Annotated in this window: 22 protein-coding genes; 8 read left to right on the top strand and 14 right to left on the bottom strand. The window is 71.3% G+C overall.

Features of this window, described 5'->3' with window-relative positions; genetic code table 11:
* Positions 1-2: 2 nt before the first annotated feature.
* Positions 3-1,145: an ABC transporter substrate-binding protein gene (locus DEJ08_RS16355; protein WP_111029030.1), complete on the bottom strand. Its 1,143-nt coding sequence runs from the start codon at positions 1,143-1,145 to the stop codon at positions 3-5.
* 184 nt (positions 1,146-1,329) lie between these two features.
* On the opposite strand from DEJ08_RS16355, the gene DEJ08_RS16360 reads away from it, so the two are divergent.
* Complete coding sequence (locus DEJ08_RS16360) at positions 1,330-1,767, top strand: YdeI/OmpD-associated family protein (protein ID WP_111054114.1); 438 nt, start codon at positions 1,330-1,332, stop codon at positions 1,765-1,767.
* Between the two features lie 153 nt (positions 1,768-1,920).
* Here DEJ08_RS16360 and DEJ08_RS16365 read toward each other — a convergent pair whose 3' ends face one another.
* From DEJ08_RS16365 to DEJ08_RS16405, 9 genes are all read right to left on the bottom strand, one after another.
* Positions 1,921-2,784 carry an NAD(P)H-hydrate dehydratase gene (locus DEJ08_RS16365; RefSeq protein ID WP_111029028.1) on the bottom strand — a complete coding sequence of 288 codons (864 nt, stop codon included), beginning with the start codon at positions 2,782-2,784 and terminating at the stop codon, positions 1,921-1,923.
* Positions 2,774-3,514 carry a histidine phosphatase family protein gene (locus DEJ08_RS16370; protein ID WP_111054115.1) on the bottom strand — a complete coding sequence of 247 codons (741 nt, stop codon included), beginning with the start codon at positions 3,512-3,514 and terminating at the stop codon, positions 2,774-2,776. Before DEJ08_RS16370 ends, DEJ08_RS16365 begins: the two co-directional genes overlap by 11 nt.
* Positions 3,515-3,620: 106 nt before the next feature.
* Complete coding sequence (locus DEJ08_RS16375) at positions 3,621-4,580, bottom strand: hypothetical protein (RefSeq protein WP_111054116.1); 960 nt, start codon at positions 4,578-4,580, stop codon at positions 3,621-3,623.
* Between the two features lie 326 nt (positions 4,581-4,906).
* A complete protein-coding gene (locus DEJ08_RS16380) occupies positions 4,907-7,918 on the bottom strand; it encodes an alpha-mannosidase (protein ID WP_111054117.1) in 3,012 nt (1,003 codons plus the stop codon).
* Between the two features lie 39 nt (positions 7,919-7,957).
* Positions 7,958-8,851, bottom strand: coding sequence for a carbohydrate ABC transporter permease (locus tag DEJ08_RS16385; protein WP_371830315.1), 894 nt, complete (start codon positions 8,849-8,851; stop codon positions 7,958-7,960).
* A 5-nt stretch (positions 8,852-8,856) separates the two neighbouring features.
* Positions 8,857-9,807 carry a carbohydrate ABC transporter permease gene (locus DEJ08_RS16390; RefSeq protein WP_110894824.1) on the bottom strand — a complete coding sequence of 317 codons (951 nt, stop codon included), beginning with the start codon at positions 9,805-9,807 and terminating at the stop codon, positions 8,857-8,859.
* A gap of 107 nt (positions 9,808-9,914) precedes the next feature.
* A complete protein-coding gene (locus DEJ08_RS16395; protein ID WP_071404684.1) occupies positions 9,915-11,273 on the bottom strand; it encodes an extracellular solute-binding protein in 1,359 nt (452 codons plus the stop codon).
* Between the two features lie 259 nt (positions 11,274-11,532).
* Entirely contained in the window at positions 11,533-12,375 is an 843-nt protein-coding gene (locus DEJ08_RS16400; RefSeq protein ID WP_111054118.1) for a PhzF family phenazine biosynthesis protein, read from the bottom strand.
* A 9-nt stretch (positions 12,376-12,384) separates the two neighbouring features.
* Positions 12,385-12,939, bottom strand: a complete 555-nt coding sequence (locus DEJ08_RS16405; RefSeq protein WP_111054119.1) for a DUF805 domain-containing protein — start codon at positions 12,937-12,939, stop codon at positions 12,385-12,387.
* A 147-nt stretch (positions 12,940-13,086) separates the two neighbouring features.
* On the opposite strand from DEJ08_RS16405, the gene DEJ08_RS16410 reads away from it, so the two are divergent.
* Complete coding sequence (locus DEJ08_RS16410; protein ID WP_181438944.1) at positions 13,087-13,599, top strand: hypothetical protein; 513 nt, start codon at positions 13,087-13,089, stop codon at positions 13,597-13,599.
* A 160-nt stretch (positions 13,600-13,759) separates the two neighbouring features.
* On the opposite strand, the gene DEJ08_RS16415 is transcribed toward DEJ08_RS16410, so the two are convergent.
* From DEJ08_RS16415 to DEJ08_RS16430, 4 genes are all read right to left on the bottom strand, one after another.
* On the bottom strand, positions 13,760-16,168 hold the full coding sequence (locus DEJ08_RS16415; protein ID WP_111054121.1) for a lamin tail domain-containing protein: 2,409 nt from the start codon (positions 16,166-16,168) through the stop codon (positions 13,760-13,762).
* 268 nt (positions 16,169-16,436) lie between these two features.
* Positions 16,437-17,399: a hypothetical protein gene (locus tag DEJ08_RS16420; RefSeq protein WP_146248458.1), complete on the bottom strand. Its 963-nt coding sequence runs from the start codon at positions 17,397-17,399 to the stop codon at positions 16,437-16,439.
* A 108-nt stretch (positions 17,400-17,507) separates the two neighbouring features.
* Entirely contained in the window at positions 17,508-18,809 is a 1,302-nt protein-coding gene (locus tag DEJ08_RS16425) for an ROK family transcriptional regulator (protein ID WP_111054123.1), read from the bottom strand.
* A gap of 69 nt (positions 18,810-18,878) precedes the next feature.
* Positions 18,879-19,931: a LacI family DNA-binding transcriptional regulator gene (locus DEJ08_RS16430; protein WP_084740744.1), complete on the bottom strand. Its 1,053-nt coding sequence runs from the start codon at positions 19,929-19,931 to the stop codon at positions 18,879-18,881.
* A gap of 195 nt (positions 19,932-20,126) precedes the next feature.
* On the opposite strand from DEJ08_RS16430, the gene DEJ08_RS16435 reads away from it, so the two are divergent.
* The 6 genes from DEJ08_RS16435 to DEJ08_RS16460 all read left to right on the top strand — a co-directional run bounded on the left by DEJ08_RS16435 (position 20,127) and on the right by DEJ08_RS16460 (position 25,403).
* Positions 20,127-21,029: a polysaccharide deacetylase family protein gene (locus tag DEJ08_RS16435; protein ID WP_111024790.1), complete on the top strand. Its 903-nt coding sequence runs from the start codon at positions 20,127-20,129 to the stop codon at positions 21,027-21,029.
* Complete coding sequence (locus DEJ08_RS16440) at positions 21,029-21,403, top strand: hypothetical protein (RefSeq protein ID WP_071404676.1); 375 nt, start codon at positions 21,029-21,031, stop codon at positions 21,401-21,403. Before DEJ08_RS16435 ends, DEJ08_RS16440 begins: the two co-directional genes overlap by 1 nt.
* On the top strand, positions 21,400-22,428 hold the full coding sequence (locus tag DEJ08_RS16445; RefSeq protein WP_111054124.1) for an asparaginase: 1,029 nt from the start codon (positions 21,400-21,402) through the stop codon (positions 22,426-22,428). Before DEJ08_RS16440 ends, DEJ08_RS16445 begins: the two co-directional genes overlap by 4 nt.
* Positions 22,429-22,510: 82 nt before the next feature.
* Positions 22,511-23,860: an MFS transporter gene (locus DEJ08_RS16450; RefSeq protein WP_181438945.1), complete on the top strand. Its 1,350-nt coding sequence runs from the start codon at positions 22,511-22,513 to the stop codon at positions 23,858-23,860.
* Positions 23,857-24,654: an SDR family NAD(P)-dependent oxidoreductase gene (locus DEJ08_RS16455; protein WP_258367015.1), complete on the top strand. Its 798-nt coding sequence runs from the start codon at positions 23,857-23,859 to the stop codon at positions 24,652-24,654. The genes DEJ08_RS16450 and DEJ08_RS16455 overlap by 4 nt, the downstream gene beginning before the upstream one ends.
* On the top strand, positions 24,654-25,403 hold the full coding sequence (locus DEJ08_RS16460; RefSeq protein WP_111054126.1) for an SDR family NAD(P)-dependent oxidoreductase: 750 nt from the start codon (positions 24,654-24,656) through the stop codon (positions 25,401-25,403). The genes DEJ08_RS16455 and DEJ08_RS16460 overlap by 1 nt, the downstream gene beginning before the upstream one ends.
* Positions 25,404-25,459: the final 56 nt, after the last annotated feature.

Consider the following 25,459-nt stretch of genomic DNA (forward strand, 5'->3'; position numbering starts at 1 on the left):
GCTCAGGACCCCATCGTCGAGGACCACTTGGCCTTGAGCACCTTGGCGGCGTCGGCGACCTGCGCGTCGGTCAGCTCGACGTAGTCCTTCGGTGCGCCACCGGCGGCGTCGAGGGCGTCCTGGTCGACCTTGCCCGACTTCGTCAGCGCGGCGAGGGTGGACGGGAAGGCGCCGGCCTGCAGGTACAGGTTCTGGACCTCGGGGCTGGCGATGTACTCCTCCCACAGGCGGGCGGCCGCGGGGTGCGGGGCGTCCTTGTTGATGGCCTGCGAGTAGTACGAGCCGAGCGCCTGCCCCTTCGGGACGACGGTCTTCCAGTCCTTGTTGCCACTCGCGCCCGCCGCCGGGCCCCAGGCCAGGTTGTTGTACGACCACTGGACGACGACCGGGGTCTCACCCGAGGCGACGGTGGCCTGCGTCGGCAGCACGTTCTGGAAGTTGCCGGCCTGCTTGAGCTTGCCGAAGAAGTCGACGCCCTTGGTGATGTCGTCGGCCGAGCCGCCGTTCTCCAGCGCCGCCAGGTACACCGCGGACGCGGCCTGGTTCGCCTGCGTCGGGTCGCCCCCGATCGAGACCTTGCCCTTGTACTCGGAGCCGAGCAGGTCCGTCATGTCCTTCGGGGCGTCGGAGATCTTCGACGAGTCGTACCCGATCGACATCAGGCCGGTGTAGTCGCGCGTCCAGGCGCCGTCCTCGTCCTTCAGGTTCGTGGGGATGTCGTCCCAGTTCGCGACCTTGTAGTCGGCGAACAGGTCGAGGTTCTCCTGCAGCACGGCGTTCCCGAGGTCGAGCACGTCGGGGGCGGTGGACTGGCCCTTCTGCGACTTGACCGCGGCGACCTCGTCGGCGCTCGAGCCGTTCGGGTTCGCGGAGTTGATCTTGATGCCGTACTTCTTGGTGAAGCCGTCGATGATCTTGCCGTAGTTGGCCCACGTCGGCGGGAGCGTGATGACGTTGAGCTGGCCCTCGGCCTTGGCAGCCTTGACCAGGGCGTCCATGCCGCCGGCGGACTCGGCGCTGGTGGTGGTCTTCCAGTCGGCGTCGCCCTTGCTCGTGCTGGCGGAGCTCGTCGAGGAGCATCCGGCGAGGGTGACGACTGCGGCGGCGGCCAGGGCGATGCCGGCCAGGGTGCGCTTGTGCTGCACGGGTGGGCCTTTCGGGTGGGGGAAGGTGCTGCGGGGACCGGGTGTCCGGGTTCTGCTCGATCGTGGACGCGGCCGGTTTCCGGCCCGTGCTCCGGTGGTGAACGACGGCGGAACAGCGGGTGCGGCTGTACGCTTTGCTCGTTCTGGGCGCAGGGTCGCGCCCAGACCAGGCCTGGAGGCACGGATGCGGTTCACGACGACGGTCCTGCAAGCGCGGAAGACGGCGACCGGACTCCCCGTCCCGGAGTCCGTCATCGAGGCGCTCGGATCCGGCAAGCGCCCCGCCGTGGTCGTCACGATCGACCGGGGCTACACCTACCGCTCCACCGTCGGGGTCATGGACGGGCAGTTCCTGGTGCCGCTGTCGGCCTCGCACCGTGCGGCCGCCGGGATCGCCGCCGGGGACACCGTCGAGGTCTCGCTCGAGGTCGACACCCTGCCCCGGACCGTCGACCTGCCGGAGGACCTGGCCGCCGCGCTGCAGGGGGCCGGCGTTCGTGCGGCGTTCGACACCCTGTCGAACTCACGGCAGCGCGCACTCGCCGACCCGGTCACGCAGGCGAAGGCCCCGGAGACCCGGGCCCGGCGGATCGAGAAGGCCGTGGAGTCGCTGCGGGGGTAGGGGTGCGGGCGGCGCGGCGGGCTCGGGCGGGGTCGGGCGGCCTGGTGGTTCCGGGCGTACCTGGTCGATTCGGGCGTACCTGGTCGGAAGTTCTCGGCAGGTATGCCCGAAAACGCTAGGTATCGCGGGCGTTCTGGGAAAGAACGGGCGCGCTCAGGCCCCGAGCTCGACCAGGACCCGCGGGATCTCGGTGACGAGTTCGCTCGCCAGGTACCCGAGCGGTCCGACCTGCACCGCGAGCCGGTCGCCTGCGGCAGCGTGCACGTAGGACGCCCACGCCACGGCCTGCGCCGGATCGGCGCCGCGGGCGAGCAGGCCGGTGACCGCACCGGACAGCACGTCCCCACTGCCGCTCGTGCCGAGACCGCCGGAGCCGGTGCCCTTGAGCCACGCTCGACCCTGCGGTGTGGCGATGGCGTCGCCGAGGGCCACGACCGCTCCGAAGCGGTTCGCGATCGCCACGGCGTCGGCCACGTCGTCGTCGCTGCACTCCCGCCCGAGCAGGCGTTCGGCCTCGCCGGAGTTCGGCGTCATCACGAGCCGTCCACGCAGCGGTTCGAGGCGGTCCCGCACGTCGGCAGCCACACCGAGGGCGAAGGCGTCGAGCACGACGGTGGTCTGCGGACCGACGACGTCGGCGAGCCCGGCCACGAGGTCACGCGAACCGTCCGGCTCGTCGAGCCCCGGCCCGACCAGCACGGCATCGGCGCTCGAGGCGCTGTCCGCGATGCCCTCGATCGCACCGACGGCGATGTGTCCGTCCTGGTCCTCGTCGAGGGGTTCGACCCCGGACTCGGGCACCGCGACGGCGACCTCGTTCGCGACGCTCCGGCCGACCGCCAGGGTGAGGCGACCGGCGCCGACGCGGAGTGCGGCGAGCGCGGAGAGCATCGCCGCACCGGGGGTCCGAGCAGCGCCGCCGACGATGAGCACCTGCCCGCGGCCGTACTTGCCGGCACCGGGTTCGGGCAGTGGCCAGTCCCGCAGGAAGTTCGGGGTGACGGGTTCAGTGGACATGTTCGTCGTCCTTCCGGCCGGTGTGCTCGGTGACCTCGTCGTCGTCCAGGTGTCCGATGGAGGAGAACTCCTCGAGCACCCACGGCGATCCGGCATCGTCACGACGGAGTCGGGTGAGAGAGGCGTTCGCGACGGCGTGGGTCCGGGCGAACTCCATGAGCGCCGGCTCGTCGAGGTCGAGGCACACCGCGACGGCGAGCATCACCACGGCGTCGTGCGCGGCGATCACCAGGCGCTCGGCGCCGTCGACCCGCTCGACATCGCCGAGGAGCGACCGGAGCCGGAGCATCACGTCCGCCCACGACTCCCCGCCCGCCGGCCGGTGGTAGTACTTGCCGAGCCACTGCCGCCGGCGTTCCTCGTCCGGGTACCGGTTGCGGACGCCCTGCAGGGTCAGTAGGTCGAGGACGCCGAGTTCACGGTCGCGCAGCCGCTCGTCCACCCGCTTCTCGGGTTCGGTGATGCCGGCTGCCTCGAGCGCGATCGCGATGGTCTGCTGCGCACGGAGGTACGGCGACACCCACAGCGCGACGGGGACGTCGTCGATCCCGCGGTCGGCGAGCTCCTGGCCGAGGGCACGGGACTGATCGGTGCCGAGCCGGCTGAGCGGGACGTCGGCGTCCCGGAACTCGACGTCGATCACGTCGTCGCCCGCGGCTTCGGCCCGAGCCGCCGCGACGTTCGCGACCGATTCGCCGTGACGGACGAGCCAGATCTCCTGCACTGCCATGCCGCCACGCTAGCCAGCGCGTGCTGTGCCGGTTCACCGGTGCCGGACGATCACCCCGCGCGGCGCCGGGCGGCGCCGGACGGTCGCCCCGCGCGGCGCCGGGCGGTCACCCCGTACGGAGCCGAGCGCTCCGGACCGGTCGGACCGCGCACGGGAGCCCCGCCGCCCGGAGTCGCAGCGCCAGCGCATCGAGGTCGAACAGGTCTCGCCACTCGAGCCGGATGATCGTCCGCACACCCGGCACGGTGAGCAAGCGACCGTGCCGCCGCTTCTCGTCGAGGAACACCTCGGTCGGACTCCGGCCGCCCAGGTAGCGCTCCTGCGAGTACTTGGCCCGTCCGTCGATCTCGACGATGACCCCGTGGTCGGGGAACCAGAAGTCCACTGCGGACCGACGTCCGCCGACGGCGAACTCCTGCTGCAGCACCGGGTCCGGAAGCCCGAGCTCCCGGAACACGACCCGAGCGAGCGACTCGGCCGGTGACCCGGAGCGCCCGTCGGCCAGGTCGAGCACCTGCTGCGCCAGGGCTCGGGCGCGGGCCTTCGGAGGAACCGCTCGTCGGAGATCGGCGTCGTCGAACCCACGTCGCAGTGCGGCGTCCGCGATGACGACGCCCGCCCGCAGGTCGCCGGTCATCGCCACGTCGACGACGGTCCGGGGGACGGAGGTGACCGCGATCGCACCGACCGTGGCCCGTTCGCCCCGACCGACGGGTCTCGTGTGCAGGACCAGCTCGGCGCTCCGGCCCCGGTACATCGACTCCGGCACCGTCGCATGCACCGGGACGTCCCACCCGCCGAGCGCTGGGAGGCCGTGCAGTGCCGCCGCGGACAGGTGCGAGGCCGTCGCCCGCGTGCCGAGGCGCCCGAGCCGCGCGAAGACCCGGGTGACGTACCGCTGACGAGGCCCGGCGGCGTCCCACGCGGCACCGTCGACGAAGGCGTTCGGCCCGACCCGGACCAGGCGGCCGACACCCTGGGTCCGGGTTCGGCGGCGCAGGGTGGTGGCGTCGAGGCCGGCCTCGTGCATGGCGGAGGCTCGGAGGATGGGCAGCGACTCGTTCATGCACGTGACGATGCCGGACCGGCCATCCGTTCCGGAGGCCGATGTCGGGAACTGTGGACGGGCCTCCAGGCCTGGGCGGTTGTGGAGGGGAGACGTTCCTTCCCAGAACGGCCGCGATGCCAAATGGAATCGGGCATACCTGGCCGAAAGTTCCGACCAGGTACGCCCGATTCGACCAGCTACGCCCGATTCCACCCGGCCCGGCCCGCGCCCGCACCCCACCCGCACCCGCACCCCACCCACACGCAACACGGCGCCGGACGGAACGCACCCGTGTCCCGTCCGGCGCCGCGGTCTCTCCCCGACCGAACGCCGGGCCCGCTGCCTCAGGCCCGACGCACGCGCAGCGTCACGATCTCGAACGGACGCAGGGTCAGCACGACCGGCTCCCCAGCCGACCACGAACGCTCCAGCGGCCGTTCGAGCAGGTCGACCTGCGACACCGACGCGACGTCGAACCCGAAGGCGACCCCGACGTCCGTCGCCCGGCCCCCGAGCCCCTCGTACAGGCGCACGACGACGTCTCCGGAGCGGTCCTCGGCGAGCTTGACGGCCTCGACGAACACCTGCGGCGACGACACCGTGACGAGCGGCGCGACCTCGGCCGACCCGGGCACGCTCCGCACCGGCAGGTTCAGCCGGTACCCGGAGTCGGCGGCGTCGAGTACCGAGGCCCCGATCCGCAGCACCGTCCGGAACACGTGGTGCCCCTGGTCGGCGTTCGGGTCCGGGAACGTCGGCCCGCGCAGCAGCGACTCCCGCACGAGCGTGGTGATCCCGCCGTCCGGCCGGGTCTCGCGCGTGATGTCGTGGCCGTAGGTCGAGTCGTTCGCCACCGCGACGCCGAACCCGGGCTCCGCGACGTGCACCCAGCGGTGTGCCGAGGTCTCGAAGCGGGCGTGGTCCCACGAGGTGTTCTGGTGCGTCGGCCGGTCGATGTGCCCGAACTGGATCTCGCTCGAGGCCGACGACGCGAGCACGTCGATCGGGAACGCGAGCTTCAGCAGCTTCTGGTGCTCGTGCCAGTCGACCTCGGTCTCGACGGTCAGCTCCGGTTCGCCCTGCACGGCGGAGTAGCGCGTGGTGAGCGTCGACGACCCGAAGGACCGTTCGACGACGAGCTCGTCGCCCGCGATCGCGACCGACGACGCCGACAGCACCGTGCCGTTGCGCTGGTAGGCGCGGTCGATGTCCCACGCCTCCCACTGGTTCGGGGTGTCCCGGAAGACCGTGTACTCCGCCGCCGCAGCGCCTGGTGCGATCGCGTCGCGTCCGGTGGCGTGGTCGACGAACGAGACGACGTGGCCGGCAGCGTCGATGGTCGCGGTGACGACGCCGGTGTCGAAGACGAAGCGGTCGCCGCTCCGGACGGGAGGCACGGGTCGCGGCGCGTGGACGACCGAACCTGCCAGGGCGGTCACGTCCCCCGCCGCGACCGGCGAGGCGTTGAAGCGCACGACCGACGCGGCGTCGTCGGCTGCGCCGGCGAGTGCCGTCGTCGCGCTCCCGATCAGCCCCTCGAGCACCTCGGCGACCCGGGCGTACTGCTCCTCGGCGTTCTCGTACACCCACGCGATCGAGGACCCGGGCAGGATGTCGTGGAACTGCTGCAGCAGGACGGTGTGCCAGGCGTCCTCGAGTTCGGCGTACGGGTACTCGCTGCCGAGCCGGACCGCCGCCGTCGCTGCCCAGAGCTCGGCCTCGCGGAGCAGGTGCTCGGAGCGGCGGTTGCCCTGCTTCGTGCGGATCTGCGACGTGTAGGTGCCGCGGTGGAACTCGAGGTACATCTCCCCCGACCAGACCCCGGGTGTCGGTAGCTCGGCTTCGAGCTGCTCGAACACCTGCGCCGGCGTGCCGAGCGTGACGTGGGGCGAACCGTCGAGGTCGTGCTGGCGGTGTGCGGCGCCGACCATCTCGCGGGTGGGACCGCCACCGCCGTCGCCGAAGCCGTACAGCAGCATCGAGGTGTTCGCGGTGCCGCGTTCCTTGTTGTTCCGTTCGCCGCGGCGCAGGTCGGCGGGCGAGACGTCGGAGTTGTAGGTGTCGGCCGGGGGCAGGTGCGTCAGGACGCGCGAGCCGTCGATGCCCTCCCAGTGGAACGAGGTGTGCGGGATGACGTTCGTCTCGTTCCACGACGGCTTCTGCGTGACGAACCACTTCGACCCGGCGGCGCGGACGATCTGCGGCAGGGCGCCCGAGTAGCCGAACGAGTCGGGGAGCCAGGCCTCGGGGGTGTCGATGCCGAACTCCTCGAGGAAGAAGCGCTTGCCGGCGACGAACTGGCGGGCCAGGGCCTCACCGCCGGGCAGGTTGGTGTCCGACTCGACCCACATGCCGCCGACCGGGATCCACCGCCCTTCGGCGACCCGCTGCTTGATGCGGGTCCAGATGGACGGGTACTCGTCGCGGATCCACGCGTACTGCTGCGCGGACGAGCAGGCGAAGGTGAAGTCGGGGTCGCGGTCCATCAGGTCGAGCACGTTCGAGAACGTCCTGGCGCACTTGCGCTTCGTCTCGCGCACGGGCCACAGCCAGGCGGAGTCGATGTGGGCGTGCCCGACGGCGATCGCGCGGTGGGCGGCGGGGCTGGCGGGGACGGCGAGCACGGGCGCCAGGACCTGCCGGGCGTCCGCGGCGGTGCCGGCGACGTCGTCCGGGTCGAGTGCATCGGCGGCGCGTTCGAGTGCCCGCAGGATGTCGGCGCCGCGGGTGCCGTCGGTGGGGAGCTCGGCCATCAGCCCGCGCAGCACCCAGAGGTCCTGCTGCAGTTCCCACACGGTGTCGTCGCGCTCGACGACCTCAAGGGCCTTCAGGCGGTAGATCGGGTCGTCACCGGCGGTGGAGCGCGAGCCGAGCGGCGTCGCACCCTGGAACGAGTCGCCGCCGATGTCCGGGTTCGCCCCGGCCTCGATCCAGAGCTCGAAGGACTCCCCCGGGCCGACCTCGAGCGGCACGGTGTCGTTCCGCGGCTCGATCGCCTTGATCGTGGAGCCGTCGGCGCGGAACGCGAGTCCCTCGGCCTGGAACCCGGGCTGCCGCTTGGTGAACCCCAGGTCGACGAGGAGCTCGGCCGTGGTCCCCGGCGCGGTGCCGAAGTCCGCCGGCACGGTACCGGTCACCCGGAACCACGTCGTGCCCCACGGGCGTCCGCCCCAGTGCGACCCCACCGTGAACGGTGTGTACGTCTCGCCCACGGCGGCGTCGAACGGCACCGGTTCGCCCGGCACCTCCCACGCCTCGATCGTCACCGGCGCCGAGCGACGGAGGACGGCGGGGTCGACACGGTCGCGCACGAGGCGGGCGATCCGGGCCTCGACGAGCGGTTCGTCCTGGTGCATGTGCTTCCTTTCGAGAGTGTGCCGGCGTGGACCGGCGGATCAGCCCTTGATGCCGCCGGCGAGGGCGTTGCCGCCGCCGAGGCCTCGGGACACGATCACGTAGAGGGCGATGACGGGCACGGAGTAGACGATCGAGAACGCGGCGAGCTGGCCGTACGCCACCGCCCCGTTCTGCCCGAAGAAGTTGAAGATGCTCACCGCGGCGGGCACCTTCTCGGGCGAGAGCAGCAGGACGAACGGGACGAAGAAGTTCCCCCACGCCTGGATGAACACGAAGATGAACACGACCGCGATGCCCGGACGCATGAGCGGGATCACGATGCGGGTCAGCGTGGTGAGCATCGAGGCACCGTCGGTCCACGCCGCCTCTTCGAGCGAGATCGGCACCGAGTCCATGAAGTTCTTCGCCATCCAGATCGCCATCGGCAGCGACGTGGCGGCGAGGAAGAAGATGCAGCCCCACACGTTGTCGATCAGGTTGAGCGAAACGAACAGTGCGTAGACGGGCACCATCATCGCGGTGATCGGCAGGCCGGTACCGAACAGGATGCTGTACAGGAACGGCTTGTTGACGCGCATCTTGTACCGGGACAGCGGGTACGCGGCGAGCAGCGCGAACACCACCGTGACGACCGCGGTGCCGCCGGAGAGCAGCAGGCTGTTCGCGAGCGGGATGAACGACAGCTCGGGGGTGAGCACCTTCGCGAAGTTGTCGAGCGTGAACTGCGAGGGCAGCTTCACCGACAGCGACGCCTGGGTGTCGAACGAGGCGAGCACGAGCCAGAGCAGCGGCACCGCGAAGCACACCGCGATGACGAGCAGCACGACGTTCGACACCCACCGCATGGTGCGGCCGCGCGGGGACGTCATGTGCATCGACCCCGGTGCGGTCACCGAGCGGGTCGTGGTCTGGTCGAGGGACGGGGCTGTCATGGCCATCAGTCCACCTCCGGCTTGAGGGCCCGGATGTAGATGATCGAGAAGACCGCCCCCACCACGAGCAGGATGGTCGCGATCGCCGTCCCGAAGCCGAGCTGCGAGAACTTGAACGCCTCCTGGTACGCCAGGATCGGCAGGGTCGACGAGTTCGTGCCCGGGCCGCCGCCGGTCATCACGAAGATCAGCGTGAAGACCGACAGGGTCTGCAGCGTCGTGAGCATGAGGTTCGTCGAGATGCTCCGGCGGATCACCGGGAGCGTGATGTAGACGAGCCGCTGCCAGCCGGTGGCTCCGTCGACCTCGGCGGACTCGGTGATCTCCTCGGGGACCTCCTGCACGGCGGCCGAGTAGACGAGCATCGAGAACGCGGTGCCGCGCCAGATGTTCGCCAGGATCACGGCGAGCATCGGGTACGTGTAGAGCCAGTTCGCGCCGGTGATCCCGATCGACGCGAGGAACGTGTTGAGCGTCCCCTCGTCGTTGAAGAACGCGTACGCCGCGAACGACGCCACGATCTCGGGCAGGACCCACGCGGCCACCACGAAGGTGCCGACGATCGCCCGGACGGCCTTGTTCGCCGAGCGCATCAGCAGGGCCAGTCCGAGGCCGAGCACGTTCTGTCCCACCACGGCCGAGGCCAGCAGGAAGACGACCGTCAGGATGACGGACTTCGGGAAGTCCGGGTCCTGGAACAGCTCGACGTAGTTCTGGAAGCCGACGAACTGCTGGTCGGCCGCGCTGGCACCGGTCAGGGCCGAGTTGGTGAACGACCCGTAGAACGACGAGATGACGGGGCCGAGCAGGAAGATGACGAGGAGGACCAGGGCGGGCAGGAGCGGAACCGCTCGTCCGACGTTCCGCAGTGGTCGCCGCTTGCGCGGCACGGGTGGATCGGTGCGCTTCGGCGCACCGGGCGCCGACAGCGTCGGCGCGAGGGGGGTGCTGGACACGATGGGTGCCTTCCGGGTGCGGAGGGGTTCCGAAGGTGGGGAAGAGCGGACGGGAGGCGCGGTGCGGGACCGCCCCGCGCCTCCAGTCCGTCAGTGGGTGACGTCCGTCAACCAGCGGAGACGGTGTTCTCCTTGCCGACCACCTGCGTGACGGCCTTGTCGTAGGCGGCAGCCGCGTCCTTCGGCGACTGCTGACCGGTCATGACCGCTTCCATCGCGACCTGGATCGCGTTGGACACCTGCGAGTAGTCACTCGTCGCCGGGCGGAAGTTGGTGTTCTCCACCAGCCCCGAGAAGAACTTGAACGTCGGGTTCGCCGCCGTGTAGGCCGGGTCGTCCGCGACGTCCTTCCGGACGGCGATCTGGCTGTTCTCGGTGTCGTACTTCAGCGAACCGTCCTTGTCGAGGAAGCTCGTGATGAAGTCGAACGCCGCCTGCGGGTTCTTCGACTTCGCGCCGACCGCCAGGGTCCAGCCGCCGGACATCGAGTTGTAGCCGGGAGCCTGCCCGTTCTGGGTCGGCATGGGTGCCTGGCCCATCACGTCGTTCCACTCGGGCCACGGCGCGGTGCCGGACTTGAGCCACGTGCCGGACTGCCACGAACCGTCCAGGTCGATCGCGAGCTTGCCCTTCGGCAGCCACGTCTGGGCGATGGTCGTGCCGACGTTCGTGTCGAGCGCCTGCTGCGGTGTCGGGCCGAGGCCGCCCTGGTAGACGTCCTTCACGAACTTGAGCGAGTCCTCGAACTGCTTCGAGCCGGTGACCCACTTCTTGTCCTTGTACAGGGTGTTGCCGGAGCCGTCGGCGCCGTACAGGAGCATCTCGAAGCCCTGCATGGTCGAGGCTTCGCCCTGCGCCTTGCCCGAGTAGATGTTGAACGGGATGACGTCGGGCTGCTTCTCCTTGATGGTCTTCGCCGCCGCGAGCACGTCGTCCCACGTCTTCGGCTTCCACGGGACGTCGAGCCCGGCCTTCTTGAAGATGTCCTTGTTGTACCAGAGGGCTCGGGTGTCGGTGCCCATCGGGACGCCGTAGATCTTGCCGTCGTCACCCTGCCCGGCCTGCTTGGCGTTGTCGAAGAACTGGTCCCACTCGTCCCACTTGTCCGTGTACTTGTCGAGTGGCAGCAGGTAGCCCGCCTCGGCATCGGCCTTGACGAGGAACGTGTCCTCGTACATGACGTCCGGGGCGGTGGCCGGCGCCTTGTTCATGAGCGCGAGCTTCGTGTAGTAGTCGTTGCCCTGTGCCTGGATGGGCACGAGGGTGACCTTCTTGCCGGGGTTGTCCTTCTCGTACTGCTTCTTGACGACCTTCATCTGGGCGTCGAGCTGCTGGAAGGCACCGAACTTCTGGTACGCGATCTTGATCGTGTCGCTCGAGGCGGACCCCGAGCTCGAGCAGCCAGCCAGACCGACTGCGGCCACGGCCACAGCTGCGAGTCCGGCGATGATGCGGGTGCGTTTCATCGGTGCTCCTTTGCACGGGTGATGTCCGCGGGCACCATCGCCCGCGCGCAGGATTAGTCCACCGTATTGACTTAAACCTGTCAAGGAGTTTCTCGGGCCGATTCGGGCGTACCGAGCGGAAACGGGCGTACGGAGTGGATTCGGGCGTACCGGGTCGAATCGGGCGTACCGGGCGGAATCGGGCGTACCGGGTCGGAAGTTTCGACCAGGTACGCCCGATTCCGCTTCCCATCGCGTGCGTTCTGGGAAGGAACGTCCGTCAGGAGATCGGGGTCGCGCTCCCCGTCACCGTGATCCCGCCGGCCTCGGGCACGCCCACGAGCAGCAGACTCGGACGCCCGACGTGTCGCCCCTGCCGGATCGTGATGCGGTCGCCCGGCTGCACTGCACCGATCTGCCGCAGGTACGCCCCGGTGGACGCCGCTGCCGATCCCGTCGCCGGGTCCTCGGTGATGCGCCCGGCGGGGAACAGGTTGCGCGCCTCGTACTCCCGGTCGCCGGTGCGGTGCAGCACCGTGACCGTCCCCGCCCATCCGGCCTCGCGTTTGAGCTCGGCCAGGGGCCCCGGCGCGAACCGGAACTGGTGGAACAGCTCGCGGTCGTGTAGCACGAGCACCGGGTGCCAGTTGCCGGCGAAGGACTCCAGCACCGGGAACCCCGGAGCGATGTCCGCGGCCGAGAGCTCGAGCAGGTCGAACAGCCGCGCCAGCAGAGCCGGGTCGATGTCCCGTGTCGCCGGCTCGACGCTCGTCATCGCGACCTGCACCGAGCCGTCCGCACCCAGGGTGGCGTCGAGCGCGACCTCGCCGGCCAGGGTCGTGAACACCCGGCGGCCCGGCCCCTCGCGCTCGGCCAGCGCGACGGCCAGGGCGACGGTGGCGTGCCCGCAGAACGGCACCTCGGCGCTCGGCGAGAAGTAGCGGACCCGCGGCCCGGTCGACGTCGCACCCACGACGAAGGCGGTCTCGGGGTACCCGACCTGCCCGGCAATCGCGAGCATCTGGTCGTCGGACAGCCCGGCTGCGTCGAGCACGAGCCCGGCGGGGTTGCCACCGCCCGGCTCGGCGGCGAACGCGGTGTACCGGAGGATCTCCTGCTGCATGCCCCGACGCTACTGCGGCGTCACGACCGGGTGCGCGGGCCGATCACCGACGGGTGGCCCGGACTGCTGCGGCGCCGCGGGTGGCTCCGAGGGCAGCGCGAGGAACACGGCGAGCACGATGTAGCCGGCGGGCACGAAGGAGAGCAGGACCCACCACCCGGAGCGGTTCGTGTCGTGGAGCCGCCGCATCGCGATGGCGATCCAGGGCAGCAGCGACGCGAGCCCGACGACCACGAAGACCCCCAGTGCGATCTGGGCGAAGACGGGCATCGACGTGAGCAGGAACCACCAGACCGGGAACGGGTTGAAGGACTGCATCGCCTGGTCGAGGACGCGCGCTTCCTCCGGGCTCGGCATCGGCGGCGGCGTCGTGACGAGTCCGATGCCGTACACGATGTTGATCGCCGCGGAGATGATCGCCCACCACAGCGCCCACCACCAGAACTCGGCACGAGCGGCACGACCGCGGAACACGACGTACCCCCGCCAGAACCGCGAGAACGAGGCGGGGAAGGTGGCCTGGTGCCAGGGGACTCCGACCGGTGGCTGCTGCGTCTGGTGCACCGAACCTGCTTACCGGGGCGACCTGGGCGCTCCTGAGTACTCCTCGGCAGGCCAGACGTGCTGCGGTGCCCGGGTGGGGGTAACCCCCGACCACTTCCGGGTGCGCACGTGATGTTTCAGCGTCGCCTCCGTCGTGAGACTGGATCCATGAGCACCGACACGCGCCCCACCACCGCCCGCCGCACCCTCCGGATCGCCCTCGCCTCCACCGCCGCGGTGTCCGCCCTGCTGCTGACCGCCGGCTGCAGCGCGATCCAGGACATCGTGCCGAACAAGACCCCGCAGAGGCACTTCGACGCGTACTCCGACGCCCCGCGCTCCGGGGAGTCCGAGGACCTGGCCTTCTTCATGCCGAAGTGGGTGCCGGAGGACGCGAAGGACATCGACGTGCGCCTCCACGTCTCGCAGCCCGGGTACGTCATCGGGTTCGCGTCGAAGGACGGCGTCGACGTGGACGACTGCACCCCGCTCGACGAGTCGTACGGCGGCACGGCGATGACCGCCGACTTCCTGCCCGAGGAGCTCCCGACCAAGGGCCTCGTCACCTGCGGCGACGGCCGCGCGGTCACCGAGATCGACGGCCGCTGGTACGGCTGGACCACGAAGGACGCCATCCCCGGTCAGGACGACACCCAGACCATGCACGGCACCGAGCACTGAACGCACGCACCCACCGGCCTGGAGGCGCGGGGCGGCCCCGCACCGCGCCTCCAGGCCGTCGCGCGGTCGCGCCCACCGCGCATCGTGAGCAGCAATGGTCGGGTCCGCTGTGCGAACCCGACCATTCCTGCTCACGAAGTGCGCCCGTGGGGCGTGGGGACTACTCCGCAGCCGCAGCCGCAGTCCGACGTCGGCGACGCACGATCAGCACGCCCGCACCCGCCGCGAGCAGCAGGAACGCCACCAGCGCACCGGCACCGAGCCCCGCAGCACCCGTGAACGCGAGCTGCCCATCCACGGTGATCGTGATCGGGGTCCACCCGATCAAGCTCCCGTCAGCAGCCGTCACCGCCAGGCGGTGCGTACCAGCCACCGTGTCCGCCGGGATCGTCACACGAACCGTCCCGTCAGCAGCGACCACAGCCGTGCCGATCAGGGTCGGCTCCGAGAACAACCACACGTTCACGACGTCACCGGCAGACGCGGTGCCGACCGTCACCGTGATCGTCTCCCCCGCACGAGCGGTCGCCGGAGCCGACAACCCACCACGGTTCCCCTCCGTCAACAACGACTCCGACGGCGCCACCGGAGCAACCGGGGCAGCCGAGGGACCCGGGGTCGGACCCGCGGTGGGCGTCCCACCCGGGGTCGGGGTCGGGGTCGGCGTCGGCGTCGGCGTCGGCGTGGGCTCCGTGCCCGGGTCGGTGTCGCCGCCCTCGCACGGGTACGTCCCCGTACGGAGCGAGAACCCGTCCGTGTCGTTGTCGTCGGCGTAGAAGGTCGCGCGCTCCCCGTCCGTGCAGACGCCCGAGATCGCGAAGCCCTCGTTGGCGAGGGTGCGGTCGGCGGCCGACGGCGCCTCGTACAGCGTCGAAGCGGCGAAGGCCCCGTCGGTCACCTCGTACAGCGCGGTCCGACCCGAGCAGACCTCGTCGCAGACCACCCAGAGCGCGTCGAGCGTCGGGTCGAACTGCACGTCGGCGACGACGGCGAGCGAGGTCGCGATCGTGGCGACCCGCGCCGAGGCCCCGTCGTCCATCAGGGCGTAGGCGTACACGCTCGCGGTGCCCTCGACCCCGACGAAGAACAGCCCCTCGCCGTGTCCGGCGTAGCGCGACGGTGCGTAGGCGGCGCCGGTGCGCTCGTCGGTAAAGCCGTGCGTGGTGAGCCAGGTGTCCGGGATCCAGGTGACGCCCTCGAGCCCGGCGTTCGCGCCGAGCCCGGGGAAGTCCGCGGCGAGGTTCCACTCGTCCGTGGCCCGCAGGGTGCCCTCGGAGCCGTCGGTCGTGGCGTAGCGCAGGACCGACGGGCGGCTCGTGCTCGACACGTCGTTGTTGCGCTCGGTCGACACGTAGACGGCGCCGGGGTCGTCGCTCGTGACGGTCACGCCCTCGGCGTCCGGGGTGCCCGTGCCGTCGGCGTAGCGCAGGTCGGTGCCCGCGGCGTTCGACGGCGCCCAGCCGCCCGCGCTGTCCGAGGTCAGGTGGTAGAGCAGGCCGTCGCCGTTCTGCACGGCCCAGAGCTGCCCGTCCCGCGAGCTCCCCGAGGTCGTCCAGTCGAGGCCGCTCAGGTCACCGGTGAAGGTGCCCTCGTCGTCGAGGACGGTCTCGTCCGGGCCGCCGGGCCAGGCCTCGGCGGTGACGACGCCGGCGAACCGGTTTGCCGCGCCCTTCGTGGGTGCTGCCGTCTCGGCGAAGTCGCCGGTGCCGTCGGGGTTGCGGCCGTACGTGGTGGCGGCGTGCGCCGTCCACGAGGTCGAGTCGACGACCGCACCGCGGGTGTCGAACAGCCGCGCGGAGTCCGCCTTGCCGAGTCCGAAGCCGAACGCCGCCTCGTCGAGGACGGTGAAGCCCCCGGCCGCGACGGTCGTGCCCGCGGGGATCGTGTACGCGTGGTCGTCCTCGCTGTCGCGCAGCACGTACCCGCCCAGGTCGACGGTGGTGCTGCCGGTGTTGGTCAGCTCCACCCAGTCGCCGGGGGTGCCGTCCTGCGACTCGACCTCGTTGATGCGCACGGGTGAGGAGCAGTCGTTCGCCGTGCCCTTCGTCGAGGCCGTGGTGTCCACGAGCGGCCCGACACCGTCGGCGCAGCGGCCGTAGGTGACACCCGCGTGGGTCGTCCAGGCGTACCGGAGCACCAGGTCGCCGGCGGGGTCGTACAGGCGCGCGGTGTCCGCACCGCCGAGCCCGAAGTCGAAGCCGGGGGCGGTCGCGGACAGCTGGTCGACGACGAAGTACCCGCCGGCGGCGATCGTCGAGCCGCTGGGCAGCACGTACGCGTCGTGCGAGTTGTCGGAGTCGAGGAACGCGTACCCGGTCAGGTCGATCGCGGTGCCCGAGGTGTTCTTGAGCTCGACCCAGTCGGTGTCGTCGCCGTTCGACTCGACCTCGTTGACGACGAGGCCGTTCGCCGCGACGGCGCCGACTGCCGGGTCGTCGTCACCGACGGCCGCGAGGGCCGGGCTGGCGGTGACGACACCGGCGGCGACGACCAGGGCGGTCGCGACGGCGGCGCCGATGCGGAGTGTTGGCGGGCGCAGGGTGGGCGGGCGCAGGGTGGGAGCGCGCATGCAGGGTCCTTCTCGGGGGAGCGAGCGGGCGAAGACCTGCACGACTGTTCAGCATCCACGCGACCGGCCGGTGGCCGCGGGGTGAACGGGCGGTGTCCCGGGTCGCGCCCGGCGCCCTGGACGCGCGGCGCGCGGACGGGAGGCGCGGTGCGGGCCCGCACCGCGCCTCCCGTCCGGCCTGCGGTCGCGCTCACCGCATCCGGTGCGCAGAAGACGTCGGGTCCGCACTGCGAACCCGACGTCTTCTGCACACTCGTTGCTCGAGGTGTCAGCGCTCGGTGACCTCCGAGAAGTCGGGCGTCCCGTCGGGCAGCGCGGGCAGGGGCGTGCCGTCGACGTAGCGGGGCCAGGCCAGGGCGCGGGAGGCCGACGGACGGGACGCGTAGCGACGCCCGTCGGACGCGACGACCGTTTCGTGTTCGGGTTCGGGTGTGGGAGTGGGCGACGGCGCGGGAGCGGGCGGCAGCGGCACATCGGGTGCCGGTGCGGGAGCGGCGGGCGTCGGCGTCGCGCTCCACGCCGGCTGCTGCTCGGGCACCGGCCACGTCGCCGACGGCAGCGTGGCTCGCGGACGGAACAGGGCGTTGCTGAGGGGCACCACGACGGTTCCGAGCAGGTCGAGGATCACCACCACCCAGACGAGCCGCCAGTAGCCGCGGGCGTAGTCGACGTCCGGCGCGAGCAGCGGGATCGAGAGCAGCAGTGCGAGCAGGGCGATGACGCCGACGGTGGCCTTCGCGACGACCTGCAGGACGGGCGTCGGGTAGCGCCGGTGGATCACGAGGAGCAGGTGGACGTGCAGGAGTGCCACCCGGGCGACGCCGACGAGCCAGATCCAGTGCCAGAAGTGCTCCAGGACGAACCAGATGCCGTCACCGGAGACGCCCGTCGGCACGATCCACACCTTGTACAGACCGGCGACGAGCAGGTACATCGACGTGGCGATGCTCGCGAACGCGAAGATCCCGGACCGCCTGGACGAGACGTCGGCGTCGTACCAGGACAGCAGCGCGAAGACGACGACCACGACGATCGTCAGGAGCAGCTGCACCGCGACCCGTCCGAAGTCGCCGAGGAGCACCGCGGCGATGCCGACCAGGCCCGCGGCGACGACCGCGCCGATGATCGTCCGGAACACGAGCGGGCGCACCCTCGCCCACCGCGGGTCCATCGTGCCGTCCGTGTCGTTCGCGCTGTCCGTGGTGTCCGCGCTGGCCGTGCTGTCCGTCATGTGTCCCCCGCCGATCCCGCACACCTGGCGGCTGCGTCGGATCGCAGCGTAGCGGGCCGGGGCGGAGTGCTCCGGCCGGGCAGACCGCCGGGCGACGGCGCCGTGCCGTCAGCGCCGGATGAGCAGGGTGCTGGCCCGCGGCGAGAGCGCGGCGTCGAGCACCAGGCAGGCGGCACCCACGGCGGCGACGTCGGCACCGCGGTCGCTCTCCACCACCTGCACGGCGTGCTTCGGCACGAGCAGCGGCGACCCGACGATGGCGGTCCGCGCGGCCGGCAGGGCAGCGCTCGCGATGCGTGACCAGAACGGGCCGCCGAACACCACGCGGTCGATGTCGAGCAGGTTCACGATGAGGACGACGGCGTTGCCCATGACGGTGCCGGCATCGGCCGCGAGCGTGACGGCGGTGTCGTCCCCGGCCGCGATGGCCGCGGCGAGCTCGTCCCACGCGGCGTTCACGGCGTCGACATCGGCGGCGTCGGCGGCGTCGGCGGTGCCCCCGGCATCCGCACCAGCATCCGCACCAGCACCCGCCCCGCCGGACAACGCGAGCCCCCGCGACCGCGCGACCCGCACCAGCCGGTCCGGCGCGACGGCTGCACCGACCTCGCCGCGCGTGCCCGAGCCGTCCGGGGTGCCCGCGAGCGACCCCTGGTCGACCATGATGTGCCCGGCGTCACCCGCGTTCGACCCCACCCCGCGCACGGGTTCGTGGTCGACGACGAGCCCGACGCCGAACCCGGTGCCGAAGTACACGAACGCGAAGTTCCGGGCCGAGGACTCCCCCGCCAGGAACATCTCGCCGACCGCGGCTGCCGTGACGTCCTTCTCGAGCAGGACCGGGTAGCCGGTGGCCTCGGCGAGCGCATCGCGCAGCGGCACGTCCCGCCACCGGGGCAGGAACGGCGGGTCGACCACGATGCCGGCCTCGACGTCGATGGGTCCGGGGCTCGCGATCCCGACGCCGAGCACGCTGTCGACGGCCACCCCGGCGTCGGCGACGAGCCCGTCGACGGCCGAGGCGATGGTGCGCACCACCTCGGACGGGTCGTCGGCGGTGGGGGTCGAGGTCGTGGACGCGGCGACGACGGTGCCGGCGAGGTCGAGCAGCACGTAGGTGACGACGGCCGGGTCGACGTGCACGCCGACCGCGTACCGGCTGCCCGGTTCGAGCCGCAGGATGGTGCGGGGCTTGCCGCGGCCGGACACGACGGTGCCGGACTCGACGATCATGCCGGCCTCGATCAGGAACCGGGTGACGTTCGACACGGTCTGCGCGCTCAGGCCGGTGCGGGCGGCGAGTTCGACGCGACTCAGGCCGTCGGGCGATCGGCGGACGGCGTCCAGGACCACGGTGCGGTTGAACCCGCCGATCGACGGGAGGTTCGCTCCGCGTCGATGCTCTGCCATGCCGCGACCATACCGCGACGCCGCTCGGGCACCCGCTCGCGTGGTCCGGTCAGAGCGCCCTGTCCTGGATCAGCCCGCCGGACGTCCGGTCGACGACCGCACCACGAGCGAGACCGGGAGCGTCGCTCCCTGCAGTGCCCCGTCGCCGATCGCCGCGAGCAGCCGCTCGACGGCCACGGTGCCCATCAGCGCGGTCGGTGAGTGCACGGTCGTCATGGGCGTGGGCAGCTGCGCCACGACCGAGATGTCGTTGTAGCCGACGATCGACAGGTCGTCGGGCACGCGGAGGCCGCGTTGCCGCGCGGCGCCCATCACGCCGATCGCCGCGGTGTCGTTGACGGCGAAGATCGCGGTCGGCGGGTCCGACAGCGAGAGCAGCGTGTGCGCGCCGACCACACCTCCCTCGACCTCGAAGTCGCTGTGGACGACGAGCGCGTCGTCCACGGCGAGGTCGCGCTGCTCGTGCGCCAGGCGGAACCCGGCCACCCGCTCCACGGCGGTGCTGGCGTGGCGCGGACCCGCGATGACGCCGATGCGGCGGTGCCCCAGCGCGAGCAGGTGTTCCGTGGCCATCCGGCCGCCCTCGACGTCGTCACCGACCACGGCGGGCATCCAGTCCCCGGGGTGCCGGTTCGTCGCGATGACCGGCACGGGGAGGTCCATCAGCCGAGGGTTCGGGGACGACAGGTGGAGCGAGCTGACGATGAGGCCGTCGACCTGTCGGGAGAGCAGGAAGTCGACCGCGTCCAGTTGCGCGCCCATGTCGTCCGGGGGCGTCGTGAGCAACAGCTGGTACCCGGCAGATCGGGCGGCCGACTCGACGGACTGGCAGATCGTCGCGATGACCGTGTCGGCGAGCCGTGGCATCACGACGCCGATGGTGTTCGACCGCCGGGTCCGGAGCGATGCTGCGAGTCGGTTGGGGCGGTACCCGAGCTCGGCCGCCGCCGCGATCACCCGCTGCGCCGAGGCGCTCCACCCCTTGGTCGGCTCCGCCTGTCGGAGCACGCGGGACGCCGTCGAGATGTGCACGCCGGCGAGCGCAGCGATGGCCTGGAGGTTCACGTCACCACGACGATCCTGCTGACCGTGTCCGGCCGGGTCGTCGCTCGTACTGCCCATCCGTCGAGTCTAGGTGACAGATCGTCGTCACACCGGACGGCGCGAACGTTTGCAGGCACCTCGCCCGACGACAGCCCGGACGAGCCGAAACACACTGGTTACACGGGCGGACGTCGATCGAAACAGTCGACTGTCAGGATTCCGGTCAATGCAAACGATTGCACGAATTGCAGCAATGACGAGAGACGGTGTCCCATGGTGAAAGAGATCTTCGTGTCCTTCGGCGTCGACATCGACGCGGTCGCAGGCTGGCTCGGCTCCTACGGAGGGGCGGATTCCCCCTCGGACATCCAGCGCGGGATCTTCGCCGGACGGACCGGCGTCCCCCGTCTGCAGAAGGTGTTCGACCGCGCCGACATCGCGGCGACCTGGTTCATCCCCGGCCACTCGCTCGAGACCTTCCCGGACCAGTGCAAGGCCCTGTTCGACGCCGGCCACGAGATCGGTGCGCACGGGTACAGCCACGAGAACCCCGTGGCGATGACCGAGGCGCAGGAGGACGCGGTGATGGAGCGCTCGGTCGAGCTGATCACGCGACTCACGGGTCAGCAGCCGACGGGCTACGTCGCGCCGTGGTGGGAACTGAGCAGCTACACGCCGACGCTCCTGGAGAAGTTCGGGTTCAGCTACGACCACAGTCAGCAGCACAAGGACTTCGTCCCCTACTACTCGATCGTCGGCGACCAGTGGACACCGATCGACTACTCGCAGGACCCGCACACGTGGATGACGCCGCTCGTCCACGGGAGCGAGATCGACCTCGTCGAGATCGCGGCGAACTGGTACGTCGACGACCTGCCCCCGATGATGTTCATCAAGTCGAGCCCGAACAGCCACGGCTTCGTCAACCCGCGCGACGTCGAGCAGATGTGGAAGGACCAGTTCGACTGGGTGTACCGCGAACTCGACTACGCCGTCTTCCCGATCACGATCCACCCCGACGTCTCCGGCCGGCCGCAGGTCCTGCTCATGATCGAGCGGCTCATCGAGTACATCGGGGGCCACGAGGGCGTCCGGTTCGTCACGATGAACGAGATCGCCGACGACTTCCGCGTCCGCTTCCCGTTCGCGCAGCCCGAGCGCCCACGCGAGTACTGATGTGCGGCGGATGTGGCGGCAACGGCGGGCACCGTGACTGGTACGCCGCCGGTGTCGAGGACACCCCCGCGGCGCGCAAGCGGGCGCAGCTCCGGCTGGCCGCCTGGGCGACCCGGCTCTTCGCGGACGATCGGATCCGCGTCCACGAGGTCCCGGGCACCGTGCGGCTCGTGATCGTCGGGCCGACCGGCAAGCGCGTCGTGGCCCAGGGCGTCGACGGGGTCCTGGACGCGGTCGAACAGGTCGGCGCCGGGCGCACGGACTGGTCGGCCGTCGCCACCCGCGTCCGCAGGGCCGACCCGCGTGACGACACCGACTGGGAACACCGCAGCCTCGCCCGCGCGGTCGATCGACGAAGGGACACCCTGCCGTGACGGACCCCGCGCTCCCCCGGATCGTGTACCTCGCCCTCGGCGGGACCATCGCGAGTGTCACCTCGGGCGATCCGCGCGACTGCGGCGCCGTCCCGCGGATCGCAGCCCGCGACCTCCTCGCCGGTGTGCCGGCCATCGCGCAGGTCGCACGGGTCGAGGCCCGCCAGCTCGGCATGGTGCCCTCGCCCTCGCTCGACTTCGACGACGTGCAGCGAGCGCTCGATGCCGCGCGGGACGCCGTCGGCTCCGGAGCCTCGGGCGTCGTGCTGTCGCAGGGCACGGACACCATCGAGGAGACCGCGTACCTGCTCGACCTCGCCTGGGACCGCCCCGAGCCCCTCGTGGTGACCGGAGCGATGCGCCACGCCTCCTCGCCCGGCGCGGACGGTCCGGCGAACCTGTTGGCGGCCGTGTGCGTGGCCGCGGCACCGGCAGCAGTGGGACGTGGCGTCCTCGTCGTGCTCGACGACGAGGTGCACGCCGCCGGGACGGTCCGCAAGACGCACACCTCGTCGACCGGTGCCTTCGCCTCACCGGGTTCCGGTCCGCTCGGACGGGTCACCGAGGGCTCGCCCGTCTTCCACGCTCCGGCGTCCCGAGCGCCCGCGCTCACCACACGCGTCGCACCGCTGCCTCCGGTGGCCCTGCACCGGGTCACCCTCGCCGACGACGGCCGGGTCCTGTCGACCCTGGACGGACTCGGGTACCGCGGCGCGGTCATCGAGGGCTTCGGCGGCGGGCACGTCGCCGAGCGCACGATCGACGCCGTCCGCGCACTCGCCGCGCAGATGCCGGTCGTGCTGGCGTCGCGGACCGGCGCCGGTGCGACGCTCACGACGACGTACGGCTTCGCGGGCGGCGAGATCGACCTGCTCGGCGCCGGACTCGTCCCCGCCGGCAACCTCGACGGGCTCAAGGCGCGTCTCCTGCTGGCCGCGCTGCTCGCCCTCGACGCCCCGGACGACCGCATCCACGCGGCGTTCGCCGCCCACGGCCGGGGCTCTCCCCCGACCGGCCACCCCTGACCGCACCCACGCTCCGCCTCCGCCCGTCAGCCCGCGCCGCGACACCGTCGCAGCGCCGCACCGCCGTACCGAGAGGAAGACCATGTCCACCACGACCATCCACGAGCCCGAGGACCTCGAGCTCGCCACCGGGACGTTCCCGACGATCGGGCCGAAGGAGACCAAGCGCGGCGCGACCCTGGCGTTCTTCGCCTGGACGCTCGCCGTCTACGACTTCATCATGTTCGGCACGCTCCTCCCCCGCATCGCCGAGGACTTCGGGTGGAACGAACAGACCGCCCTGCTGGCGAACACCCTCGTGAGCGTCGGTGTCTTCGTCGTCGTCGTCCTCGTCGGTCTGTTCGTGGACCGACTCGGCCGGCGCCGCGGCATGATGATCACGATCGGTGGCGCGGCCCTGTCGTCGCTGCTGACGGCGGCGTCGACGGGGGTCGCCTCGCTCGTCGGCTTCCGGGCCCTGAGCGGCTTCGGGATGGCCGAGCAGTCGGTCAACTCCACCTACCTCAACGAGGTCTTCGCGCTCACCGAGCTCGAGGGCGTCAAGAAGCGTCGCGGCTTCTTCTACAGCCTCGTCCAGACCGGGTGGCCGATCGGCGCGCTCCTCGCGGCCGCGTTCATCGCCGGCATCAACGGGCTGTTCGGACAGGAGTCCTGGCGGCTCGCGTTCCTCATCGCCACCGTTCCGGCGCTGTTCGTCCTGTTCCTGCGCAAGGGCATCAAGGAGACGCCGCAGCACCGTCTGAACACGTACCTGCGGCAGCTGCGGAAGTCCGGTCGCGCCGAGGAAGCCACCGAGGTCGCCGCCCGCTTCGGCATCGTCGACGAGGGGCCGAACCCGCTGCGGGCGATCTTCGGCCGACGGTACGCACGCAACACCGTCGTGCTCTCGATCGCGTGGATCGTGAACTACTTCGGCATCACCACCACGAGCGTGCTCGGGACGACGATGCTCGAGGGCGTCAAGGGTGTCGACGCGAGCATGTCGCTGCTCATCATCGTGCTGTCGAACGTGGTCGGCGCCGCCGGCTACCTGTTCCACGGCTGGCTCGGCGACATCATCGGCCGCAAGACCACGATCGTCGTGGGCTGGGTGCTCGCGGGTGTCTGCTGGACCCTCTTCGTGCTCGGTCCGGACGACTTCGGCTACGTCCTGGTCACGTACATGCTGACGCTGTTCTTCCTGCTCGGACCGTACGCGTCGCTGCTCTTCCTGCAGGCGGAGTGCTTCGACTCGAGCTGCCGCGCCACCGGGTCCGCGTTCGTCACCGCGATGGGCCAGCCCGGCACCATCATCGGCTCGGCTGTGCTGACGGCCCTCGTCGCCGGGAGCATCGGGCTCGGCCCGGCCGCCCTCATCGTCGGTGCGGGCGGCATGGTCCTCTCCGGTCTGATCATGCTCGGGACGAAGCGCGTGGCGGTGATCGACCATTGAGCGCCACGACACCGACCGGCGTGTACTCCGAGTTCTCGGGGAGCGTAGTCGTCATCACCGGCGCCGCGAGCGGGATCGGCGCGGCCCTCGCGGTGCAGCTCGCCGAGTACGGCGCGAACATCGTCATCCCCGTCTTCGCGGGTGACCCGCACGATCCCGCACCCGTCGTCGACGCCGTCGAGGCGGCCGGGGGCAGTGCGCTGACGGTCACCGCGGACGTCCGCAGCACCGCGGACGTCGACGCCGTGTTCCAGGCGGCCGTCGACCGCTGGGGTCGCGTCGACCACGTGGTGGCGGGAGCGGGGGTCCTCCGTCGGCAGCCGCTCGACACCATGACCGACGCGGCGTGGGACGACATCCTGCAGGTGGACCTGCACGGTGTGATGCGCACGCTCCGGGCCGGTGCCCGGCACCTCGACCGGGGCGGGTCGATGGTGGCCGTGTCCTCGATCGCGGGCGGCGTGTACGGCTGGGTCGCACACAGCCACTACGCCGCGTGCAAGGCTGCAGTGATCGGCCTCGCCCGGAGTGCGGCAGCCGAGCTGGCGCCGCGCGGGATCCGGGTGAACACCATCGTCCCGGGGCTCATCGAGACGCCGCAGTCCTCGGACGCCCAGAACTCGCTCGGCCCGGCGGGCCTCGCCGCCGCGGGTGCGCGGATCCCGTGGGGTCGTGTCGGCCACGCCGACGAAGCCGCCGCGGCCATCCGGTTCCTGCTCAGCCACGAGGCGCGCTACGTCACCGGGCAGGAACTCGTCGTCGACGGCGGCCTGACCATCTTGATGGCCGACTGATGCCCGACGGGACGGTGTTCGACCTCACCGGGACGACCGCCCTGGTGACGGGTGGCGCGAGCGGCATCGGTCTCGCGATCGTGGAGACCTTCGTCGCCGCCGGAGCGCGGGTCGTCGCCGCGGACCTCGACGCCGACGGCCTGGCGGACCTCGCCGAGCGGCTGGGCGTCCGCACCATCGTGCTCGACGTCACGGACGAAGACGGGGTCGAGGCCGCCGTGGCATCGGTCGACGAGGAGTCCGGCGGGATCCAGGTCCTGGTGAACGCCGCCGGCGTGCTCACGCAGGCCCCGCTCGAGGAGCTCACCACCGCTGACTGGGCGCGCGTCATGGCGATCGACCTGACCGGGGTCTTCCTGGTGATGCGAGCAGTCGGTCGGCGGATGCTCCGCGACGGGCACGGGCGCATCATCAACCTCGCCTCCCAGCTGGCGATCAAGGGCGGCTCCGAGGTCGCGCACTACGCGGCCGCGAAGGCCGGCGTCATCGCGCTGACGAAGAGCGCCGCGATCGAGTGGAGCGGACGAGGCGTGCTCGTCAACGCGATCGCACCCGGCCCGATCGTGTCCCCGATGACGGACCGGATGACGGCGCAGTGGCGGACGGACAAGGCCGCCGAGCTCCCGATCGGACGTTTCGGGGTCCCCGCCGAGGTCGCTCCGACCGCCCTGCTGCTCGCGTCGTCGCCAGCGGGTGACCTGTACACCGGGCAGACGCTCGGCCCGAACTCGGGTGACGTCATGCCGTGAGCACCACACGCCGGTCGGCCGCCCGGTTCCGCCGCGGCAACGGTGCGGTCTCGGTC

Origin of the sequence: Curtobacterium sp. MCLR17_054 (assembly GCF_003234335.2) — a bacterium.
GTDB lineage: Bacteria > Actinomycetota > Actinomycetes > Actinomycetales > Microbacteriaceae > Curtobacterium > Curtobacterium flaccumfaciens.

What these genes read in the sequence shown, in the direction of transcription:
- DEJ08_RS16415 (WP_111054121.1), bottom strand. Translation starts at nt 16,168, where the DNA reads ATGCGCGCTCCCACCCTGCGCCCGCCCACCCTGCGCCCGCCAACACTC.
- DEJ08_RS16360 (WP_111054114.1), top strand. Translation starts at nt 1,330, where the DNA reads ATGCGGTTCACGACGACGGTCCTGCAAGCGCGGAAGACGGCGACCGGA.
- DEJ08_RS16365 (WP_111029028.1), bottom strand. Translation starts at nt 2,784, where the DNA reads ATGTCCACTGAACCCGTCACCCCGAACTTCCTGCGGGACTGGCCACTG.
- DEJ08_RS16410 (WP_181438944.1), top strand. Translation starts at nt 13,087, where the DNA reads ATGAGCACCGACACGCGCCCCACCACCGCCCGCCGCACCCTCCGGATC.
- DEJ08_RS16430 (WP_084740744.1), bottom strand. Translation starts at nt 19,931, where the DNA reads ATGGGCAGTACGAGCGACGACCCGGCCGGACACGGTCAGCAGGATCGT.
- DEJ08_RS16440 (WP_071404676.1), top strand. Translation starts at nt 21,029, where the DNA reads ATGTGCGGCGGATGTGGCGGCAACGGCGGGCACCGTGACTGGTACGCC.
- DEJ08_RS16400 (WP_111054118.1), bottom strand. Translation starts at nt 12,375, where the DNA reads ATGCAGCAGGAGATCCTCCGGTACACCGCGTTCGCCGCCGAGCCGGGC.
- DEJ08_RS16395 (WP_071404684.1), bottom strand. Translation starts at nt 11,273, where the DNA reads ATGAAACGCACCCGCATCATCGCCGGACTCGCAGCTGTGGCCGTGGCC.
- DEJ08_RS16375 (WP_111054116.1), bottom strand. Translation starts at nt 4,580, where the DNA reads ATGAACGAGTCGCTGCCCATCCTCCGAGCCTCCGCCATGCACGAGGCC.
- DEJ08_RS16425 (WP_111054123.1), bottom strand. Translation starts at nt 18,809, where the DNA reads ATGGCAGAGCATCGACGCGGAGCGAACCTCCCGTCGATCGGCGGGTTC.
- DEJ08_RS16385 (WP_371830315.1), bottom strand. Translation starts at nt 8,851, where the DNA reads ATGACAGCCCCGTCCCTCGACCAGACCACGACCCGCTCGGTGACCGCA.
- DEJ08_RS16450 (WP_181438945.1), top strand. Translation starts at nt 22,511, where the DNA reads ATGTCCACCACGACCATCCACGAGCCCGAGGACCTCGAGCTCGCCACC.
- DEJ08_RS16460 (WP_111054126.1), top strand. Translation starts at nt 24,654, where the DNA reads ATGCCCGACGGGACGGTGTTCGACCTCACCGGGACGACCGCCCTGGTG.
- DEJ08_RS16435 (WP_111024790.1), top strand. Translation starts at nt 20,127, where the DNA reads ATGGTGAAAGAGATCTTCGTGTCCTTCGGCGTCGACATCGACGCGGTC.
- DEJ08_RS16380 (WP_111054117.1), bottom strand. Translation starts at nt 7,918, where the DNA reads ATGCACCAGGACGAACCGCTCGTCGAGGCCCGGATCGCCCGCCTCGTG.
- DEJ08_RS16370 (WP_111054115.1), bottom strand. Translation starts at nt 3,514, where the DNA reads ATGGCAGTGCAGGAGATCTGGCTCGTCCGTCACGGCGAATCGGTCGCG.
- DEJ08_RS16420 (WP_146248458.1), bottom strand. Translation starts at nt 17,399, where the DNA reads ATGACGGACAGCACGGCCAGCGCGGACACCACGGACAGCGCGAACGAC.